This window comes from Oscillibacter sp. CAG:155, from assembly GCA_000436875.1.
Classification (GTDB): Bacteria; Bacillota; Clostridia; order Oscillospirales; family Oscillospiraceae; genus Oscillibacter.
Map to the genome: position 1 here is coordinate 28,210 of FR890866.1, position 3,996 is coordinate 32,205.

The window sequence follows — 3,996 nt, forward strand, 5'->3', positions numbered from 1 at the left end:
CGGTGTGCCGGTGCCCGCCGGGTGGCGGTGCTGGAGGGGATCGTGGATTCCACCAACATCGGCGCCATCTTCCGCTCGGCAGCGGCTTTGAATATGGATGCGGTTCTGGTCACCCCCACCTGCAGTGATCCTCTGTACCGCAGGGCGGTGCGGGTGAGTATGGGGACGGTTTTTCAGGTCCCGTGGACCCGGATCGGAGAGGAGACGTCCCAGTGGCCGGAGCCTGGGCTCCGGCGCCTGCGGAGCCTGGGCTTCCGCACGGCCGCCATGGCGTTGAGTGACAACTCCGTGAGCATTGAAGACCCGCGGCTCCTGGCGGAGGAGCGGCTGGCCATCGTGCTGGGGACGGAGGGGGACGGACTGGCGTCCCGCACCATTGCGGACTGCGACTATACCGTCCGCATCCCTATGGCCCATGAGGTGGATTCTTTGAATGTGGCGGCTGCCAGCGCGGTGGCCTTCTGGCAGCTGCGGGCCCGGTGAGAGCAAAATCGGCTGTGGAAGGCGAAGAAGCTGGGACACCTGTAAATTAAACTGCTGTAATGCAGACTAACTTTATAGAAAAACTGCAAAGCCCCGCCGTGTACCGGAACGGCGGGGTCCTCTCTTGCTATTTTTCCGCCACACTGGTATAATGGCCCACGAAAAGAAGCGGGAGTCCTGCGGCGCTGTGCTGGAAGGCTCCCACACCGTGTTTCCACGGATGCACAAGGAGGAATGAGTCGATGATTACCATGGCACAGAGGCTGGAGGAACTGCGCACCCAGCGGGGACTGAGCCGCCCCGCACTGGCGGCGGCGCTGGGACTGCCCCGGATGTCGGTGGAGAAGTTTGAGACGGGACGGCAGACGCCCTCCCAGGAACAGCAGGCGAAGATGGCGTCCTACTTCGGCGTGTCCCTGTCGTATCTCCGGGGGGAGACCAACGACCCCGCGGACATGGATGACTGGATGGACGGCGCGTTTTTGGAGGAGCCGGCCCCTGCGCCGGCGGCGCCGGTACCCCGGCCCAAGAAGCCCACGGCTGCCGCTGTGGAGCAGGGCAGCATGTTCGACGCATTTTTGAACAGCAAGAAGTTTCAGGAGAGTCTGCGGGCTGCGGTTTTGGATGTGCTGCGCTCTCCAGATGGAAAGGCGCTGCTGGAAAAGGCAGTCCGCCGCCAGATAGACGCCGGAAAGTGATCGCCGGGCCCACCAGTTGGCGCGGCCGTGAAAAAAACGGCCCGGAGACTAGTTCTCCGGGCCGTCGCTCACTGCAGGATCGACTGAATATTGGCGTGAATTTTTTGGGAGAGCACCTGGTAGGCATCCTGCTCCTCCGCCGTCAAGCCGTCCAGACGGGCGGCTTCGTATTCCTGCCGGGCCTGCGCCAGATCCTCCAGCACTGGCTGGGCGGCAGGGGTGAAGAGGAATCGGGTCTGCTTTTCGCCGCTTTCCGGGTCCTTCCGCTCCTCTGTCCGAAGCAGACCCTGAGCGGTGGCTTTTTGCAGCGCCAGGGCAAGTGTACTGCGGGAAAGTCCCGAAAAATCCGCCAGATCCCGGCGTGAGACCTCGGGGCCGCACTCACTGAGATAGAGCAGTGCAATGGCCTCTGACAGTGAGAGGTCGTTTTTCAGCGCGGCGGTTTCCAAATACCGCTCCAGCAGTTTCCGGTCCCGGAAGGTGTCGTGAAGAATGCTCTGGCCCGCCAGGATATCCGGGCTCACCTGCATGCGCTCGTTGCCCAGTTTCTGGGAACCAGGCAGGATCGCGGGGGGCACGGCGCCGTCTCCGGCGGCGTCCAGAAGGAATTTATAGACCTTCAGGCGGCTCTTTTCATACTCCTCTTCATCCAGAACGGTTTTGAAGAAGCGGTTATAGTATTCGAAAACCGTCAGCTTCATCTTGATGGTTTTCGGGATGGTAAGACTCTGGGTGGCCAGGGACCCCTTGGTTTTCACATAGTAGTAAATGGGGATCTGCAGAGCGCAGAAGGTCTCGGCGTGGCGGATATATTCCAGGTTGAACATGAAGTCCTCGCACCAGCTGATCTCCGGGTCCATCCGCAGGTGCCAACGGTCTACGATGCTGCGGCGGTAGAGCTTGTTCCACAAAACGCCGTAGTAGAAATCGGCGGGGTTTTCCATCATGTGGGCGGCGTACTCCTCCCGGGAGAGCACGGTGTCATCGTCGATATCACCCTTGCGGGAGACCCGTTCCCCCACGACCCGGTAAAAGTCGGAGATTACCAGATCGCAGTTGTGCTGCTGGGCGGTTTGCACCAGAAGCGTGGTGGCGTCCGGCGTGATCCAGTCGTCGCTGTCCAGAAACTGGAGATACGTGCCCCGGGCCCGGCCGATTGCCAGATTACGGGTGTCCGAGACGCCGGTGTTGGGCTTGTGAATGGCGGTGACCCGGGGGTCCTGGGCAGCGTAGGCGTCGCAGATGGCTCCGGAGCCGTCCTGGCTGCCGTCATTGACCAGAATCAATTCAAAGTCACGGTAATCCTGATTTAAGATGCTGTCCACGCAGCGGCGCAAAGTGGCTTCCGCGTTGTAGACAGGGACGATGATGCTGACGGTGGGCTGCATAGCGAGACTCCTTTTGAAAATTTGACGAATATGCCCCTATTATAGCAGGGCCGCCGGCAATTTGGTAGCGGGCGTGAAAAATTTCTCGTCCGGCAGGCGGAACCCGGACGGGAGGAGGTGCGGACATGATCGTGATTACGTGTGTGGATCAGAAAAACGGCCTGGCTTTCAATGGTCGGCGTCAAAGCCGGGATCGGATGGTGGCTGCGGATATCCTGCGTGAGAGTGCCGGGCGGCGGCTGTGGATGACACCGGAATCCCGGCGGCTGTTTCCCGCGGAGGCGGAGATCTCCGTGGTCCCGGATTGCCTGGACCGTGCCGGGGCGGGGGAGATGTGCTTTGCGGAGGGCCGGCTTCTTGGCCCCTGGGCGGACCGGATGGAGGGAATGATTTTGTACCGCTGGGACCGGGTCTACCCAGCGGATCTGCATCTGGATGTGGTGCCGGCGCCGCCGGCATGGCATCTGGTGTCTGCGGGAGAGGTGAAGGGCTTCTCCCATCAAAAAATTGAAAAGGAAGTCTATGTGCGATGATGAAATCCATACGAACCTGCCTGCTGCCGCTGCTGCTCTGCTGCCTGGTGCTGACCGGCTGTCAGGGAGCGGAGGCGCAGCCCCTCTCGTTTTCTCTGGACGATGTGCCGGCTTACTCCGGGGAGCCCTACGTGGTCCTGGACGACAATGAGCCCGCCTTTTCTCAGGAGGACCGGACGTCTACCACGTCCTTTGAATCCTACAGCCCTCTGGATGCCCTGGGCCGCTGCGGCACGGCGTATGCCAATGTGGGCACGGACCTGATGCCCACGGAGGACCGGGGAGAGATCGGCCAGGTGAAGCCCACCGGCTGGCACACGGTCAAATACGACTGCGTGGACGGAAAGTATCTCTACAACCGCTGCCACCTGATCGGCTATCAGCTGACAGGGGAGAACGCCAACGAGGAAAATCTCATCACCGGAACCCGCTACCTCAACGTGGACGGCATGCTGCCATTTGAGAATCTGGTGGCGGACTATGTGCAGGAGACGGACAACCACGTGCTCTACCGGGTGACGCCGGTGTTTGAGGGCGACAATCTGGTGGCCAGCGGCGTCCAGATGGAGGGCTGGTCTGTGGAGGACGAGGGCGATGGTGTGTGCTTCAATGTCTACGTTTACAATGTCCAGCCCGGCGTGACCATCGACTATGCCACCGGTGAGAGTACCTTGGCATCGGATGCTCCGGAGACCGGCACCGCAACAGACACGGAGACCACCACTGGCGAGGATACCGCACCGGAGACGGAGACTGCGGAGACGACCTACATCCTCAACACCAGCTCCCACAAATTCCATCTGCCGGACTGCCCCAGCGTCTCCAGCATGAAAGAGGCAAACAAATCCACCTACACCGGCAGCCGGGAGGACCTGATTGCCCAGGGATATGAAC

5 protein-coding genes are annotated in these 3,996 nt (G+C 61.1%); 4 read left to right on the forward strand and 1 reads right to left on the reverse strand.

Annotated elements, in window-relative coordinates:
* Positions 1-483, forward strand: a 483-nt coding sequence (locus QZL67_RS03090) for an RNA methyltransferase (RefSeq protein WP_292919744.1), incomplete at its 5' end; no start/stop codon positions are given.
* Positions 484-725: 242 nt separating this feature from the next.
* On the forward strand, positions 726-1,181 hold the full coding sequence (locus QZL67_RS03095) for a helix-turn-helix transcriptional regulator (protein WP_022289312.1): 456 nt from the start codon (positions 726-728) through the stop codon (positions 1,179-1,181).
* Positions 1,182-1,249: 68 nt separating this feature from the next.
* Here the strand turns inward: QZL67_RS03095 and QZL67_RS03100 are convergent, their stop codons facing one another.
* Positions 1,250-2,569, reverse strand: a complete 1,320-nt coding sequence (locus tag QZL67_RS03100; RefSeq protein WP_022289313.1) for a glycosyltransferase — start codon at positions 2,567-2,569, stop codon at positions 1,250-1,252.
* A 125-nt stretch (positions 2,570-2,694) separates the two neighbouring features.
* Between QZL67_RS03100 and QZL67_RS03105 the strand changes: the two genes are divergently transcribed.
* Both QZL67_RS03105 and QZL67_RS03110 read left to right on the forward strand, forming a co-directional pair.
* Positions 2,695-3,102: a hypothetical protein gene (locus QZL67_RS03105; RefSeq protein ID WP_022289314.1), complete on the forward strand. Its 408-nt coding sequence runs from the start codon at positions 2,695-2,697 to the stop codon at positions 3,100-3,102.
* The coding region (locus QZL67_RS03110; RefSeq protein WP_292919746.1) for a DNA/RNA non-specific endonuclease at positions 3,102-3,996 on the forward strand (895 nt) is incomplete at its 3' end. The genes QZL67_RS03105 and QZL67_RS03110, both read left to right, overlap by 1 nt.

What these genes read in the sequence shown, in the direction of transcription:
- QZL67_RS03095 (WP_022289312.1), top strand. Translation starts at nt 726, where the DNA reads ATGATTACCATGGCACAGAGGCTGGAGGAACTGCGCACCCAGCGGGGA.
- QZL67_RS03100 (WP_022289313.1), bottom strand. Translation starts at nt 2,569, where the DNA reads ATGCAGCCCACCGTCAGCATCATCGTCCCTGTCTACAACGCGGAAGCC.
- QZL67_RS03105 (WP_022289314.1), top strand. Translation starts at nt 2,695, where the DNA reads ATGATCGTGATTACGTGTGTGGATCAGAAAAACGGCCTGGCTTTCAAT.